This window comes from Paenibacillus monticola, assembly GCF_009664975.1.
GTDB classification, from domain to species: Bacteria; Bacillota; Bacilli; order Paenibacillales; family Paenibacillaceae; genus Paenibacillus_AQ; species Paenibacillus_AQ monticola.
The window spans coordinates 72,112-86,488 of the sequence record NZ_WJXB01000016.1; the positions used below are offsets into that span (position 1 = coordinate 72,112).

General features: G+C 45.3%; 20 protein-coding genes and 2 pseudogenes. 18 read left to right on the plus strand and 4 right to left on the minus strand.

The window, feature by feature from the left end:
- Positions 1 to 95: 95 nt before the first annotated feature.
- Both GJB61_RS32630 and GJB61_RS32635 read left to right on the plus strand, forming a co-directional pair.
- A pseudogene (locus GJB61_RS32630) lies at positions 96 to 422 on the plus strand (magnesium chelatase domain-containing protein); the annotation flags it as partial.
- 348 nt (positions 423 to 770) lie between these two features.
- A pseudogene (locus GJB61_RS32635) lies at positions 771 to 1,265 on the plus strand (ATP-binding protein); the annotation flags it as partial.
- On the opposite strand, the gene GJB61_RS27815 reads toward GJB61_RS32635, so the two are convergent.
- From GJB61_RS27815 to GJB61_RS27830, 4 genes are all read right to left on the minus strand, one after another.
- Positions 1,246 to 2,889 (minus strand): recombinase family protein, encoded by a 1,644-nt coding sequence (locus tag GJB61_RS27815; protein ID WP_154122289.1) that lies wholly within the window; start codon positions 2,887 to 2,889, stop codon positions 1,246 to 1,248. The pseudogene GJB61_RS32635 and the gene GJB61_RS27815 overlap by 20 nt on opposite strands.
- A gap of 24 nt (positions 2,890 to 2,913) precedes the next feature.
- The gene (locus tag GJB61_RS27820; protein WP_154122290.1) at positions 2,914 to 3,771 is read right to left on the minus strand and encodes an ImmA/IrrE family metallo-endopeptidase; all 858 of its coding nucleotides are present in this window, start codon (positions 3,769 to 3,771) and stop codon (positions 2,914 to 2,916) included.
- A 199-nt stretch (positions 3,772 to 3,970) separates the two neighbouring features.
- Positions 3,971 to 4,294, minus strand: coding sequence for a hypothetical protein (locus GJB61_RS27825; protein ID WP_154122291.1), 324 nt, complete (start codon positions 4,292 to 4,294; stop codon positions 3,971 to 3,973).
- A 42-nt stretch (positions 4,295 to 4,336) separates the two neighbouring features.
- The gene (locus GJB61_RS27830) at positions 4,337 to 4,684 is read right to left on the minus strand and encodes a helix-turn-helix domain-containing protein (protein WP_338116167.1); all 348 of its coding nucleotides are present in this window, start codon (positions 4,682 to 4,684) and stop codon (positions 4,337 to 4,339) included.
- A 148-nt stretch (positions 4,685 to 4,832) separates the two neighbouring features.
- Between GJB61_RS27830 and GJB61_RS27835 the strand changes: the two genes are divergently transcribed.
- From GJB61_RS27835 to dnaB, 16 genes are all read left to right on the plus strand, one after another.
- Positions 4,833 to 5,075 (plus strand): helix-turn-helix transcriptional regulator, encoded by a 243-nt coding sequence (locus GJB61_RS27835; protein WP_154122292.1) that lies wholly within the window; start codon positions 4,833 to 4,835, stop codon positions 5,073 to 5,075.
- Entirely contained in the window at positions 5,076 to 5,225 is a 150-nt protein-coding gene (locus tag GJB61_RS27840; protein WP_154122293.1) for a hypothetical protein, read from the plus strand. It begins immediately after the preceding gene.
- A gap of 125 nt (positions 5,226 to 5,350) precedes the next feature.
- Positions 5,351 to 5,866 carry an XRE family transcriptional regulator gene (locus GJB61_RS27845; protein WP_154122294.1) on the plus strand — a complete coding sequence of 172 codons (516 nt, stop codon included), beginning with the start codon at positions 5,351 to 5,353 and terminating at the stop codon, positions 5,864 to 5,866.
- Between the two features lie 8 nt (positions 5,867 to 5,874).
- Positions 5,875 to 6,165, plus strand: coding sequence for a hypothetical protein (locus GJB61_RS27850; protein WP_154122295.1), 291 nt, complete (start codon positions 5,875 to 5,877; stop codon positions 6,163 to 6,165).
- Entirely contained in the window at positions 6,162 to 6,428 is a 267-nt protein-coding gene (locus GJB61_RS27855) for a hypothetical protein (protein ID WP_154122296.1), read from the plus strand. Before GJB61_RS27850 ends, GJB61_RS27855 begins: the two co-directional genes overlap by 4 nt.
- A 2-nt stretch (positions 6,429 to 6,430) precedes the next feature.
- Positions 6,431 to 6,691, plus strand: a complete 261-nt coding sequence (locus tag GJB61_RS27860) for an AbrB/MazE/SpoVT family DNA-binding domain-containing protein (protein WP_154122297.1) — start codon at positions 6,431 to 6,433, stop codon at positions 6,689 to 6,691.
- Positions 6,692 to 6,884: 193 nt separating this feature from the next.
- A complete protein-coding gene (locus GJB61_RS27865; protein WP_229522487.1) occupies positions 6,885 to 7,124 on the plus strand; it encodes a hypothetical protein in 240 nt (79 codons plus the stop codon).
- A gap of 98 nt (positions 7,125 to 7,222) precedes the next feature.
- Positions 7,223 to 7,483: a hypothetical protein gene (locus GJB61_RS27870; protein ID WP_154122298.1), complete on the plus strand. Its 261-nt coding sequence runs from the start codon at positions 7,223 to 7,225 to the stop codon at positions 7,481 to 7,483.
- Positions 7,480 to 9,468: a hypothetical protein gene (locus tag GJB61_RS27875; protein ID WP_154122299.1), complete on the plus strand. Its 1,989-nt coding sequence runs from the start codon at positions 7,480 to 7,482 to the stop codon at positions 9,466 to 9,468. Before GJB61_RS27870 ends, GJB61_RS27875 begins: the two co-directional genes overlap by 4 nt.
- Positions 9,469 to 9,708 (plus strand): hypothetical protein, encoded by a 240-nt coding sequence (locus GJB61_RS27880; RefSeq protein WP_154122300.1) that lies wholly within the window; start codon positions 9,469 to 9,471, stop codon positions 9,706 to 9,708. It begins immediately after the preceding gene.
- A 19-nt stretch (positions 9,709 to 9,727) separates the two neighbouring features.
- Positions 9,728 to 10,807, plus strand: coding sequence for a recombinase family protein (locus tag GJB61_RS27885; RefSeq protein WP_229522488.1), 1,080 nt, complete (start codon positions 9,728 to 9,730; stop codon positions 10,805 to 10,807).
- Complete coding sequence (locus tag GJB61_RS27890) at positions 10,807 to 11,514, plus strand: MBL fold metallo-hydrolase (protein WP_154122301.1); 708 nt, start codon at positions 10,807 to 10,809, stop codon at positions 11,512 to 11,514. Before GJB61_RS27885 ends, GJB61_RS27890 begins: the two co-directional genes overlap by 1 nt.
- Positions 11,511 to 11,693, plus strand: a complete 183-nt coding sequence (locus GJB61_RS27895) for a hypothetical protein (RefSeq protein ID WP_154122302.1) — start codon at positions 11,511 to 11,513, stop codon at positions 11,691 to 11,693. Before GJB61_RS27890 ends, GJB61_RS27895 begins: the two co-directional genes overlap by 4 nt.
- Positions 11,694 to 11,727: 34 nt before the next feature.
- Positions 11,728 to 12,654 carry a winged helix-turn-helix domain-containing protein gene (locus tag GJB61_RS27900; protein ID WP_154122303.1) on the plus strand — a complete coding sequence of 309 codons (927 nt, stop codon included), beginning with the start codon at positions 11,728 to 11,730 and terminating at the stop codon, positions 12,652 to 12,654.
- Complete coding sequence (locus GJB61_RS27905; RefSeq protein ID WP_338116168.1) at positions 12,614 to 12,958, plus strand: replicative helicase loader/inhibitor; 345 nt, start codon at positions 12,614 to 12,616, stop codon at positions 12,956 to 12,958. Before GJB61_RS27900 ends, GJB61_RS27905 begins: the two co-directional genes overlap by 41 nt.
- Positions 12,951 to 14,372, plus strand: coding sequence for a replicative DNA helicase (gene dnaB / locus GJB61_RS27910; protein ID WP_154122305.1), 1,422 nt, complete (start codon positions 12,951 to 12,953; stop codon positions 14,370 to 14,372). The genes GJB61_RS27905 and dnaB overlap by 8 nt, the downstream gene beginning before the upstream one ends.
- The last annotated feature ends 5 nt before the right edge of the window (positions 14,373 to 14,377 follow it).

Here is a 14,377-nt window from a genome sequence, read left to right on the forward strand (position 1 = left end):
TATGACGTCTTTTATAGGCGTACTTCAGGAATAGAGGTGTTTTTGTTATGTATGGTAAAATGCACAGCGCATGTTTGTACGGAATTGAAGGTGTAATGATCGGTGTCGAAATTGATCTGGCCAACGGATTGCCGCAGACGAATATTATAGGACTGCCAGACTCTGCCATTCGTGAGGCAGTAGAAAGGGTACGAGCTGCCGTTAAAAATTGCGGCTACCGCTACCCTCAGCAACGTATTACGATTAATCTGGCTCCTGCCGATCTGCGGAAAGAAGGCTCGGCGTTCGATTTGGCCATCGCGCTGGGCATTCTGACGACCAGTGGCCAATTGATTATGCCCGCTGCCCAGGAGATGCTGTTGATTGGTGAGCTTGCCCTCGATGGCAGTCTGCGACCAGTAAGCGGAGTTCTACCAATGGTGGAAGCAGCCCGTAGAGCTGGTATTCAGGCTGTGCTGCTTCCCAAAGAAAATGCCGCAGAAGCTGCGCTAATCAGTGGAATAACTGTATATGCCATTGATCATTTACGGGGTCTGGAAATATCAGGAGAGACAACCTCAGAAGTTGAACCAAGGCTTTTTCCTAACGAGGTTGATTCGGTGGAAGCTGCATCATTTTCACCTCTTCCTTTTCCTGTATCAATGAGCACAGGATCTGCTTCCAGAGAACGACCTCCAATATTGGCAATTTCCCTGGAGCATCTCCGGTATGTTATTCCTGTTCATAACACTAGTCCTACAGACCATTCTTTGCGCATGAGAAATGAAATGTTAGATGATTATAGCGATGTATTGGGTCAGCAGCATGTTAAGAGAGCATTAACTATTGCCGCGGCAGGGATGCATAATATTCTCCTGATGGGTCCTCCAGGGACAGGGAAAACGATGCTGATCAAACGTCTGCCAGGCATCCTTCCACAGTTATCTGACAGCGAGGCACTGGAGGTAACCAAGATTTTCAGTGCTGCCGGTAAGTTAAAGGATGCTCACAGCGGTTTGCTGCGCAGCAGGCCCTTTCGCTCTCCGCACCATACGATTTCAGGAGCAGGACTTATTGGCGGCGGCGGAATCCCCAAACCGGGAGAGGTCAGTTTGGCTCATCGTGGGATTCTCTTCCTAGATGAGCTCCCCGAATTCTCACGCAACGTGCTTGAAGTGCTGAGGCAGCCGCTGGAGGATGGAGTTGTGACGATAAGTCGTGCGCGGGCCTCTTTTACATTCCCCGCTCAATTTATGTTAGCCGCTTCTATGAATCCTTGCCCGTGTGAATAACACCTTTGGCTTTACTAAACGAGTAGCGAACATTGACTACTGCCTTTTTTCTTCCTCCCTCAAGCGGTTCAATGGTCTCGACAATAATCTCCTGAACCAGTGTTTTAACAACCTCTCTTTTTGTTTCATAAGAAGGATCACCTTGTATTTTAGCTTTTAATTCATTTAGCAGCAGCTCTGCAGAATCGAACTGATAGGATATGTCCTTCTCGGCTTCCATTAGACTACCCAGTTCTTTCAATCGACGTTCTAAAGTGGTAGTTTCTAATAAGATATCCTGAAGCTGAACTTCAACATCCGTTGCTTTAATCATTTTTTGTCGGTACAGTGATAGAATGCTTTGCCGTTCCGGTTCCTTGTCCTTTAAGCCTTTCATTAGCATTTCTCTTTCTTGAAGATAATCAGCCGTGTTCGATTTTCTCAGAATCATTCCTTGTTCGAGTTCCTTCAGAGCGGCACCTGGGTTTTGAATAAAACGGACACATTCCTTCCATACTAAATCTTCAATCCACTCGCAAGGAATATTTTTAGAATAGCATTTCCCTTGAAGTGGACCCTTATATATGGTTTTTCCCCCGCAGAGATAATAAGCCTGCGGCTTTCCTTTAGATCCCTTAAAAGCACCTCCATGGTATGTTAAACCGCAACACCCGCATTTGATTAGCCCTCTTAAAATATAAAATCTCGTTTGGTTTCGGAACGCCTCAATTTGATTGTCACGAAGAACCTGCCGTGCCATTTCCCAAGTTTCTACGGATACAATCGAAGCTACATCACGGATAATTGTTTCCCGCACCCTAGTGGCCCGCTTACCATATTCATGAACACCCATGTAGGTGGTGTTGACAATCATGTTTCGTATGCGGCCAGGACTCCAGACGCCTGCTGTGTTCTCCTTACGCTTCCCCTTCTTAATCTGGCGGCCGTGGATAACGTAGGAAGGTGGTATTTTTAGTGCATTTAAATAATCTGCTACTTTGATAGTGGACATCTTTTGATCAGCGATAAGATTATAAATAAGTCGAATGACATCTGCTTCGGACATACCCTCTTTTCCAGGTAGTGGATCTTCATTAACTTCCAGGAACCGTTCATCGTTTACCCGATATCCATAAGGAACGATCCCACCGAGCCATTTCCCTAAACGCGCATGTCGATTAGCTCCATGCCAAAGAGTGTCGAGTAATGTATCTCGATCAAATTCTGCTTGGCCGGCTAAAACGGTAATGATAAAGCGACCCATTGGGTCGCCTGTATCGAAGGGCTCCGTCATACTCTTGATCTTAACCCCATGTTCTTCAAGCTGATAAATCGCATCAAGAGTGACCCGAGCTTTTCGTCCAAGCCGTTTCATATTGTAAATAAGGACAGTTTTATAATTGCCGGTCTTAGCATCTTCTAATAAACGATTCCCTTCATCCCGCTGATCCAGCCCGATTGTGCCAGTAACCCCATCATCTTTGTACCAGCCCACGATATTCATTTTATGTAACTCACAATACTTTTCCGCAAACTCAATCTGGTTCTGAATGGTTTCGCGCTCCTGTTGATCATCTGAAGATACTCTGGCATAGATGACAACATCTTTAGTTTGGGAAGTATCGGCAAAATTAATCATGTTGTATTCCCCCTTGAAGAGTATTTAAAAATTAACTGCATCGTCTATTGCTTCCATTGGTAAATAAAGCCTTGAAGCTGATTTTCCATGTCTCCAAGCAACTCGGGATAAATTTATAACTAGACAACCTTTCCGATCTGGACAAACTGAGAGGTCGCCGGACAAAACTGGTGCTGATTCCTTCGACATATAAGAGGGGAGGTTACAGCTTTTATAATTTCCGTCTACAACGATATGCAAGGGCTCATCCCAATTAAACCCCTCCCGTTGTTCGATCACTAGGGTGTGGGGCCTGGAAAAGTCGTTGTAGTCATAAAAAGCACTTATCCGCTGTGGCAATAATCCTTCATTGTCATCTTCAACATCATTTTTCGCTACTGATGCTTCGGAGAAGGCGGTAAGAAATTCTTCATCGGCAATCCGTTCTTGAATATGGTCCAGACGTTGTTGTGCAAATTCAGGTTGAGTTCTGAATGTATGGGCTATTCTACTTATTGCTTCGCTTCGTAGTGCTGGGAGCTTAAACTTTTGCAACATGAAGGATGGAATAGAAGCATAGTGGGAAAAACGTTCAGCATCATTTTCTTGGGCCTCTCGAAACATATCAGGCATCCAACGCTGATCGCCGGAGTGACGAACAACGTGGCAGAGTTCATGGAAGAAAATAGTTCTTTGGGTAATTTCGTTCTCATAACGATTTAAAAAAATCACTCTATCTTCATTATCGCTAAATGGTCCTTGATCATAATAGACAACATCTACTTCGAAAATTGCAGCAATTTTTTCTATGGTGAGATCTGCCGGGAGTAAGAGTCCATTTGCTCGATATTGATCTTCGATCATTTGTTCGAGCGGAGTCTTGAAATATTGGGAAAAATTCATATGTATTCCTCCTAAATAAGCACGTATGTTCTATTCTACTCTAAAAAGAAAAGCCATTGCTGGCTTGAGTAATCAAAATGATTATTTTGATTTTAAGTCGAAGATTTCAGATTCCTGCTTAAAGGTCTGGGGTTTATAAATTATAGCCATAAGTTGTGATTACTTCGTATGAGCATAGTGATTTTTGTTTCTGTAGGAATTAGTGATATTGGACTGGGCTTGTAGATGGTTGCTCGATAGGAAGCGAACTTGAATCATCATTAGCTATAGACACAGCTAAAAAAATAAAACAAAGAGTAGAAAATAAAAATTTCTTTATTGCAGTTTTATCTCTTTTAAAAAGAGAGATTATGGCTAGTATGAAGAAAACCGTGAATCCAATTAAGCTTAATATAGCAGCAATAATCTTTATATCTTCCCAGAAAATCATTACAACTACCCCCAAGAAAAGGAAAGAAATAATGGTTTTTATCTCTCTTTTATAGAGCACTGCAAAAATGAAGAAAATAATAAGGATAACCACTTCATTTTACCTCTCATATTCTCCATCGGCTGGAGGATTTGCTCATTCATTCTTGCCTTCCATTTCTTCTCTAAGTCTATCCTTAGTTTTCCTGTACCGATCAAGTGCTGCTTCCATTTCTTCAATTTCATCAGGAGTGTATTTATCAGGTCCTCCATAGAAAGACATGTTTGTCGTCTCTCTTCGAGGTGTGTCGGTAAGTCCTAATAAATAATCGGAATCTGCGTCAAGAATGCTTACTAGTTTCGCTAAGGTAACAGAGTCAACATCTCTTTTCCCTGATTCGTAATTCCCATAACCTTGTCTTGTGATTCCAAGCTTATCTGCCATATCATCGTGTGTTAATTTCTTTTCTAGTCTTCGCTTTTTTAGACGATCTATTTGTAACACAATATCACCTCTATATGAGGAGTATAACGCAACTATTTGTTGCTAAAAAGAGATGAAACAAATCGTTGCATAAAACGGTTGACAGAAACAAAATGTTGCGTATAATGTAACTTATAAGGAAACGAAATGTTGCATAGGGGTGGTGAATATGAGCAGAGAATGGCTAGTGAAACTTCGAAACAATGCTGAGAAAACTCATGAAGAAGTAGCGAAAGAAGTAGAAATAAGTCGTCAATACTATGGGATGATCGAAGCTGAACTGAGAAATCCTAGTGTCGATCTCGCAAAGCGAATTGCCAATGCATTAAAATTTGATTGGACCATTTTTTTTGTGAATAAAGAAAACGAATCGTTGCGTAAAGAGCAATCCTCAACTAAGGAGGTGATCTAATTGGAGAATCCCAAAGGCATTCAGTATAGCGCCTCTTACGAACCAGACATGGATAAAATGGTCAAGGCCTTACGGATAGTTAAGGACAGTCCACTGGTGAAGCCAAAGGTTGAATCTCAGCAAAAGCAGAGTGAGAAGGACTCAGCATAACGACTAAACCCGCCGAGCTGTAACGGCGGGTGGGGATTCGGCAAGGGGAATTGCTTAAGAACATCATACATCAGGCCTCTGTCCGATAGCATCCTACTAATTTGGACAAGTGAGGTGAAATCAATTTGGCAGTTGGACATTTTACGGAAGCTCTTAAGGACGTCATGAAGCGAAGAGGTGACACTTTAGCAAAAGCTGGACGAGCTGCTCATGTAGACGGTTCGCAAGTTGGGAAAATCCTTAAAGGAACTCGAAAAGCATCTGAGCCAGTAATGAGGGCAACTGCACATCATTACGATGACGGACAACTCTTCCTAGCTGCAGCCGCCGAAGTAACTGGTGGTGCATCTGTTCCTTGGTTAGATTGTGCAGACCTTCATCCGAGCTCAGCGCACATTAAGACGATCGAGGAGATCCGAGAAGCAGAGCAGGCGTTACTTAGGATGCCGATCACCAAAACATTAGAGCAACTCAGTGTAGGTGATCGGCAATCGATCAAGGATAGCCTTATGGAGCAGATTGAGGCAATAACAGCATTAACACACAACATCTCAGTACTTTGTCGGAAATATGATTTTTCCTATCTATCTCTTTGGGAAGAACATCGCAATGAGCTGAGAGCAAAAAAATATATGAAATGAGGGTTGGTATGAAAGTTGAGGATCTAGAAGATGAAGCACGGTTTGTGGCTCGTAACGCGAAGCATAATCTGCAATTGATCAAACAACAGGCAGAGGTTATTGACCCGATAAAGTTGGATCGCAACATTAAATGGTTAGAGATGATGATTGATCTGCATGAGCGTGATCTTGCAGCAGTAAAGGCACAAAAGCAAAAAGCCCGCCTGGCAGGGCGGACCGGTTTGAGAACTCGCTTAAAGTATCTCGTTGCGTCCATCTTAACCTTTGATCGGAATAAGCGCAAGGAGGATGCGGCGTGACAGCGGAAGAGGCCAACCTCTTTGGAGAAGCTCTTGCTGAGCGATATGTGCAGGTTGAAGAAAAATGGCTTATAGCAGTTGCTCGTTACAAAAAGGTCGGTGCCAAAGAACCAATAACTGTTGTGGAGCTTCAACAATCATTCATTGCGCAGGAGTATGCAAGAGCAAGATTTGAACTTTTTTCTGAAATCATCGATACGTTACCACTTGATATACAGCTTATTTTCTTCGAAAGATGCAAACAAATCAAAGGAGTGAATTAACAATGTTGAAAGCAACTGGGATTGTACGGAAAGTGGACGAGCTGGGACGGATCGTGATTCCGATGGAATTGCGCAAAACAATGGGGATCGATTTGAAAGATCCATTAGAGATATTCGTAGATGGGGACAAGATCATTCTCAAAAAGTACGAGCCAGGCTGCGTAATTACCGGTAGTCAGGATAATTTAATCTCCTTCCAAGGCAAATTGTACAGCCGCGAGGTAATCCGACAGTTGGCCGAGCAAGCTGCATTAATTAAATAGGACAAGCAAGGGCTTCGGCCCCTGTCTCCAAGCGCCATTCCTTAGAATAACATTCCTCCGGTGGCGTTTGGAGATGCGGCTGACGCATCCAAGGTGGTGGCAGTTCACTAGGTCAAGGGAGCCGAAAAGGCCGGCTTTATTGGTGCAATTACTCCCTCGCCCACCTTGATATTACATAGGAAGGAGATAGCGTATGCTGCAAGTCATTCAAAAGTTGACAGTGGTCAGCAATCCAACGCGCATTTTTGAAGTGGGTACCGAGCAAGACGGACGAGAAATTATTGAGATTCGGCAGGTTGGTTCTGAATTTGAAGACCGTATTCATTCTGAGTTTATTGTTACTGACGAAGATGGCCTCATGATAGCCAGTATTGAGAACGCACCGGTAATAGTGGATTACAAGCAGATTGCTGAGCATGACAACGAAAAATAGCCCGCGGGAACGGGCTATCAGTGATCATTGAAATTATCAAATTTACTTGCCTCCATCTTAGCAGGTGGGGGCGCACTACACAAGAGGGAGTGAACGGAATGTCAACTGCCTTTTCTACTGACATCAGTGGTCAGTACATGGAAGTGAAAATCGAACCACCTACTAATTATGCACCGCCGGTACTTTCAATCCGGCAGCAATCAGGGACATTTCAGTTACACGCTGACCCTGAGCAACTCGCAGAAGTGGAATATGCTATCCGGACTTATCTAGACAGTATTCGTTATCCTGAAACACCCGATCAACAAATGATTTTACATGCCGAGCATGATATTGCTATTGAGGAGGAGATCGCTTGAAGTGTATCGTTCTGGAGCGCTTGACGCTCCGTAATTTTAAAGGTGCTAAAGAACTCGTTCTTTCTGCAAATGGAGGGAACGTTTCTGCTTACGGTGACAACGGAACATTTAAGACAACTTTATTCGATGGATTCATCTGGTTGTTGTTCGGTAAGGACAGCCAGAACAAGGCAGACTTCGAGATCAAGGGTTTGGACAGCGCAGGCAAGGTCCTGCAGCACAAACTCGAACATGAAGTTGAGGGCGTCTTCATAATTGACAACCGCCCCCGTATCTTCCGCAGGGTCTTCTCCGAGAAATGGACCAAGAAGCGAGGTTCTGCAACGGATGCCTTTGAAGGTCATGAAACTAATTACTTCATAGATGGCGTTCCCGTAAAGAAGGGTGAATACACCGCTGAAGTGGATTCCATCATTAAAGAGGATCTTTTCAAGCTTCTGACCTCACCGTCCTTTTTTAACGAACAACTCAAGAAGGAGGAGCGCCGGAAGACGCTGTTGGAAGTGTGCGGTGACTTGACGGATGCCGAGGTCATTCATGGTAACAAAGACTTGGAACTGCTCCCAGCCATCCTTGGTGATAGAGATATTGACGCTCATAAAAAAGTCGTTACTGCTCGTTGCACCAAAATTAACGGTGAGATTAAGGATTTACCTGTACGGATCAGTGAAGTACAGCGACAAATGCCCGATACCTCCGAGCTGGACGAGGAATCCTTGAAGGATGATATTGCCACATTACGTGGCCGTATCGAAGCTAAAGAGGCTGAACTGTCTCGGATATTATCCGGTGGTGAGATCGTTGTGAAGGAAAATCAGATTAGGGCAATTGAGAGCGAATTATTAGACATTAAGAATCGGCTGCAATCTAAAGTGCTGGATCAGGTAGCTATCAAACGTGATCAAGTCAGTCAGATTCACATTGAGGTTGACAAATATCGCCGGACGATCGAAGACAAACAGCAGCGGATTGTACAAAATGAGCGGCTGGCTGAGTCGCGGAGACAGGATGCAGACAGACTCCGTAAAGAATTTGCTGGACTGAAGGAGCTTACCTTTGAACATCCTCAGGGCCATGATCCTAATTGCCCAACGTGTGGTCAGGCGCTGCCGGATGATCAAGTTAAGGCTGCTCATGATAAAGCAGAGGCTGATTTTAACCGTCAGCTGGCCGAGCGTAAGGAGCGGATCAATGCTTCTGGAAAAGCGGCAGTGGCAGAGGCTCAGAAATTTGTACAAGAGATTATTCGACTCCAGGGCGAAATCGACGGTATGAAGGATGCCCTGGCTATCTTAGAAACAGAGTTGACTGATGCTGATGCTGAGCTGACTGATCTCCGCGCAGGCGTTAAAGACCCTGCCGCTGATCCGCAATATGCCAGCAAACAAGCCAAGGCTGTTGGAGTCCAGCTGCAGATCGATGATTTAAAAGCTTCCGTACAAGATACTGCAGCTGATGCTCGAAACGATATTCGCCGACAGCGTGATGAAATTACTGAGATGGAGCGTGACCTTGTTAAATTCGACGGTGTTCGCAAGGCGCAGGCGAGGATTGTTGAGCTGGAAGAACAGGAAAAAGCTCTTGCGTCTGAGTACGAACGGTTGCAGCATGAATTGTTTCTGATGGAGGAGTTTACCAAGCGTAAAGTATCGATGCTGGACACCAAGATCAACAGCAAATTCAGGCTGGCTCGGTTCAGACTCTTTGAAGATCAGATCAACGGTGGGCTGAAAGAGGTCTGCGACACGCTCTACAAGGGCGTTCCGTACGACGGTGGACTTAACAACGCCGCCAGAATCAATGTAGGCCTAGACATCATCAATACGTTGGGTGAGCATTACGGATTCTCGGCTCCGATTTTTGTAGACAATGCGGAGGCTGTTACAAGATTGATTGACACCAATGCTCAGGTTATTCGGCTAGTTGTAAGTGAAGCAGACAAGCAGCTGCGGATTGAGACAGCAGCTATACAGGAGGCGATTTAATTGTACGACATTCAGGAAAGCATCAAAGCGCAGAAAAAGTTTTGTGAGGATCACCAAGATCCTCATTTCGCGCCAAAGGATGGCCGCTGTTGGTCATGTAACCAAATCATTTATACACCTGGTCATCATGTGTGGAAAGGGAAATCTGATGGACGTGAGTCCGCAGGGATTTCTGTTGAAAAAGCGGGTCGGGAGCTTGTTACTGGATGTCCGCACTGCTTCAGTTCTTATTGCGATTAACTTTCAGGAGGCGATTTAATTGAGTACTACAGATCAGACAAAACAAGAAGCGGCAACTACTCCAGCAGTAGTTACCAAGCCAGAACCAACTGCTTCTGAACGGTTTATGAATAAAGTAGTTTCCGAATTTGGTTCCAGCGTCGGTGAAGTAGCTCTTACCAACTTTCAAAAGCGACTTGCTCAAAATTACTTCATTGCTTTGGATGCCATTCTTAAATTGACTGAAGAAAAACGGCAGAAAAAAAGAACAAATCAAGATCCTGTGCCAGTTACTTGGGTCAACGTGAATATGGAGAAACTTGCTCGTGATGTTGTGGCTATGGCAAGGGTCGGATTTGATCCTTCCCAGCCTAACCACATTAACCCTATCCCTTACAAAAACAAGCATTTAGGCAAATATGACATCACCTTCATTGAAGGATATCGAGGCATTGAGCTCAAGGCTACAAAATACGGTTTGGATGTTCCGGATCACGTGACGGTTGAACTAGTTTACTCCACTGACAAATTCAGACCGGTTAAGAAGGACTCCAAGAACAAATATGAAGGCTATGAGTTCGAAATCGTCAATGCCTTTGATCGCGGGAATATCATCGGAGGTTTTTACTATCACAACTTTTCTCAGGCTCCTGAAAAAAACAAGCTTGTTATCATGACAAAAAAAGATATTGAAAAGAGAAAACCAGATCATGCTTCTGCGGAATTCTGGGGCGGAGAAAAGGACAAATGGGAAAACAACAAAAAGGTTGGCACGGAAACCATTGAAGGCTGGTATGACAAGATGGCGTGGAAAACCATATACCGAGCTGCTTACGGCGACATCACAATCGACTCCCAGAAGATCGATGACGATTACCTCCGGTTAAAGCAAATGGAAAGTGATTTTGCTGAGGTTGAAGTCGATGAGGAAATCAAGGCGAATGCTAACGGAGCAATTATTGATATTACTCCAACTGATCCTCCAGCAGATGAGCCAGAGAACCCGCCAGCATCAGCAGCAGAGCGACCTGTGAAGAAGGCGGATGGCCCTCCGAAGGCTATTGATCCAGATAACTTTGTTGACGATGTACCGCCAATCAATCAAGAGATGCAATTCTGATGATCGACATCCAATGTCTCGGCTCCAGCAGCGCCGGTAATGCCTATCGGATTTCAGATGGTCAAACCGTGCTTCTGCTGGAAGCCGGTTTTCCTTATAAATCTATCCAGCGGGCGCTTCAGTTCAAAATGTCGGACATCACCGGTTGCTTGATAACTCATGAGCACCTGGATCATAGCAAGGCTGCTCCTGACATTATGAAAGCAGGAATCAATATTTATACCAGTCAAGGGACAGCAGATGCCAGAGGGTTATCGGGGCATCGCTTGAAGGTCATCAAGTCGTTGCAGCAGTTTACTATTGGGACTTGGACGATCTTACCGTTTGATATTCAGCACGACGTTGAGGAGCCATTAGGCTTCCTACTTGCCAATACAGTGTGCGAGAAGTTGGTTTTCCTTACTGATACCTATTACTGCCGGCATCGTTTCAAGGATCTGACTCACATCATGGTGGAGTGCAATTATTCCTTAGATATTGTTAATCAGCGCGTGGCATCCGGACATCTACACCCGGCTCAGAAGAAGCTGCTGCTGCACTCACATTTTGGATTGGATCACGTTAAAGATTTTTTGAAAGCCAATGATACCCGAAATGTCGAGGAGATATGGCTGCTGCATTTATCTGATGGAAACAGTGACGCCGATCGTTTCAAGCGAGAGATACAGGAAACCACCGGCGCTCTCGTCCGGATTGCTGACCGATGATCGACGACAAACCACTTATGCAGAGCATGATGGGCGAGCGGATCTGGCAGATCATGCAGGTGGATCAGGAAGAGTTCAAGCGGGAGACCAAAGCATATTTTGCACTCGGCTATCCCGGATGGACGGTTAAGCGGGTTAAATACCCGATTGTTTACCTACAAGATGATAGGAATACCTAAGTAAATAGCACGGCTGCTGCGGAGGGGGGAGTGCATGACGGAGACAGCCAGAGAACTTAATATGGGCGGCCTCCTTAACCAGTATGAAGCGATTGGAGGGCCGGAGGAATTCGGACCCGAAGGTTTGGCTATAATGGTCGCCTTATGGCGCAAATCCAGTAAATTAGGCTGGAAACAGGCGTTTCAGATGACGAACACGGAGCTTACGCTTCAGACAGGTATAAAGAGTCGAGGAACCATAAATACACATAGAAACAAACTCGTCGATGCCGGATTAATCGGCTACTCTCCCCCACCAAAGGGGAGCTCCAGAGGGAACTATACCGTAACTTTTCATCTAATAGATGGTGCGGAAGTTGTTCAATTATCGAACATCTTTCAAAAAGTAGGTAGTGAAGTTGTTCAAAATATGGACTACTTTTCGGAAGTAGACGGCAAAGCTGTTCAAAAATTGAACCACTACACGAACACTGTATTAAAAGATCTTAGTACTACTATTACTACTCCTATTACTGGCAATGAATTTGAAGATGAGATAAATGAAGATCCCAAGTTCAACGCAATGATCGATATTTTAAATGCTTATACCGAATTGCACGGTAAGTTAGATTTTCATGTGAAACCACGTGAGCGTGAAGCCATGGGTAAGATGGTCGCCGGAGGTATGCCTAACCCTTTTACCATCCGAACTATGGAACTTCTCCTGGAGGAGAAACGCAAACGAGAGGGAGCTGATTTCAAGCTTCCTACCAGTTTTTTATATTATGAGAACGCGATTTACGAGGCATGGCGCAATTCCCAAACTTCCGCAGCGCCGACTGACGGAGTCGCCCAGGGAACGCCAGATAAGCCACAGAGAAAGACTAAGCAGCAGCGAGAGCTTGAAGAACTAGACATGATGATTGAGGAGGAGAGGCGCCGTGGAGAAGGTGGAAGTGATCATTCTGGTCCGCACCATTAAGGCGAACTATCCCGGGTTTGATAAATCACCTGAGAACATTGACCGGTTGTATAAATACCTGAAAGAATTCCCTTTTGAAACGGCCAAAGAGAACGTGGACGCCCACATTCTGACCGAGAAATTCCCGCCGAATATTGCGGAGATTCGTGGCAGGTTGGGTGAGCAGTTGGATAGCAAGCGTAGCAAAGAGGCTACTGCAGAGCATTTTGCCAATCTCGATAAGTGGGGTTCGAACAATACACCACCACCGGAAGGATACTGGGAAGCTATGAGACAGAAGCTTCGAGGTGAAGTGGATGCTTGATCGTGATAGTTTTCTAGCAGCGACGGGAATTGATATGCCTGTCGACTTACAGGCTGAGCAGGCTGTATTGGGCGCGGTTCTAATCGACCAGGCTGCCTATGAAGTTGTAGCAGATCTTCTGCAGTGTGGGGAGTTCAGTGACGATGGACATGCCCGGATATACAGGGGGATGCGTCGACTCAGTGATGCAGGTCAGCCGTTAGATTTGATCAGCCTTACTTCTCAACTGCAGGACAGCGAGGAGATCGATAAGGTCGGTGGGGTCAGTTATCTAGCAAAACTCGCTTCAGCAGTTCCGACAACGGCTAACGTAACCTATTACGCGGAGCGAGTACAGGAGATGTTCCTACGCCGCCAAGCGATTGATATCGCGTTAGAATTGCTTCGCAACGCAGGTGAAGAACAGGACGTCAAAGGCTTTGTTGCAATGGCTGAGACCGCGGTGTCTAAGCTATCTGACCAAACGGTACCGGTCCGAGAGTTTGTTGGAATCAAGGATACGTTAATGCAAGTCTGGGAAGAAGCAGAGCAGCGTTATAACACTCGCGATATTAATCGTGGGATCACTGGAATTGAGTCAGGGTTCACAGATCTCGACAAGATGACTGCCGGATTCCAAAAGAATGACTTAATTATCGTGGCAGCGCGGCCTTCCGTGGGCAAGACGGCCTTTGCACTGAATGTTGCACAGAATGTTGGAGTACGGGCTAAGGAGACGGTTGCTATCTTCAGTCTTGAGATGAGCGCCGCACAGCTTGTCCAGCGAATGGTCTGTGCAGAATCTCAGATCGATGCCAGCCGTATGAGGACGGGGCGATTCGAAGGTGATGATTGGGAACGCATGGCAATGGCTGTAGGGCTATTGTCAGAGGCGGACATTCATATTGACGATACGCCGGGTATAACGGTAAACGAGATCCGAGCCAAATGTCGGCGGCTGAAGAAGGATCGGAGGCTGGGGATGATAATTATTGATTACCTGCAGCTCATCCAGGGTAGCGGACGCCGCGGTGCAAACCGGCAGGAGGAAGTATCTCAGATCAGTCGGACACTTAAGCAGATTGCAAGGGAACTTGAGGTTCCAGTGATTGCACTATCCCAGCTTAGCCGTGGCGTGGAGCAGCGGCAGGATAAGCGCCCAATGATGAGTGACCTTCGCGAGTCTGGTGCGATCGAGCAGGATGCTGATATTGTTGCCTTCCTGTATCGCGATGATTATTACGACAAAGAGTCTGAAAAAAAGAACATCATCGAGGTCATTATTGCCAAACAGCGTAACGGTCCAGTGGGAACGGTAGAACTTATTTTCCTAAAACAGTTCAACAAATTTGTTAATTATGATCGAGGACATGCTGATCCGACTCTACCACCTACAGGTGATGTTAAGGATATTGATAAACGGAAATGGGCTTGAAGGAG

Bases quoted from the DNA above. Each gene is read 5' to 3' on its own strand.
- GJB61_RS27815 (WP_154122289.1), bottom strand. From the start codon at position 2,889: ATGATTAATTTTGCCGATACTTCCCAAACTAAAGATGTTGTCATCTAT.
- GJB61_RS27820 (WP_154122290.1), bottom strand. From the start codon at position 3,771: ATGAATTTTTCCCAATATTTCAAGACTCCGCTCGAACAAATGATCGAA.
- GJB61_RS27835 (WP_154122292.1), top strand. From the start codon at position 4,833: ATGAGCAGAGAATGGCTAGTGAAACTTCGAAACAATGCTGAGAAAACT.
- GJB61_RS27850 (WP_154122295.1), top strand. From the start codon at position 5,875: ATGAAAGTTGAGGATCTAGAAGATGAAGCACGGTTTGTGGCTCGTAAC.
- GJB61_RS27860 (WP_154122297.1), top strand. From the start codon at position 6,431: ATGTTGAAAGCAACTGGGATTGTACGGAAAGTGGACGAGCTGGGACGG.
- GJB61_RS27865 (WP_229522487.1), top strand. From the start codon at position 6,885: ATGCTGCAAGTCATTCAAAAGTTGACAGTGGTCAGCAATCCAACGCGC.
- GJB61_RS27870 (WP_154122298.1), top strand. From the start codon at position 7,223: ATGTCAACTGCCTTTTCTACTGACATCAGTGGTCAGTACATGGAAGTG.
- GJB61_RS27890 (WP_154122301.1), top strand. From the start codon at position 10,807: ATGATCGACATCCAATGTCTCGGCTCCAGCAGCGCCGGTAATGCCTAT.
- GJB61_RS27895 (WP_154122302.1), top strand. From the start codon at position 11,511: ATGATCGACGACAAACCACTTATGCAGAGCATGATGGGCGAGCGGATC.
- GJB61_RS27900 (WP_154122303.1), top strand. From the start codon at position 11,728: ATGACGGAGACAGCCAGAGAACTTAATATGGGCGGCCTCCTTAACCAG.
- dnaB (WP_154122305.1), top strand. From the start codon at position 12,951: ATGCTTGATCGTGATAGTTTTCTAGCAGCGACGGGAATTGATATGCCT.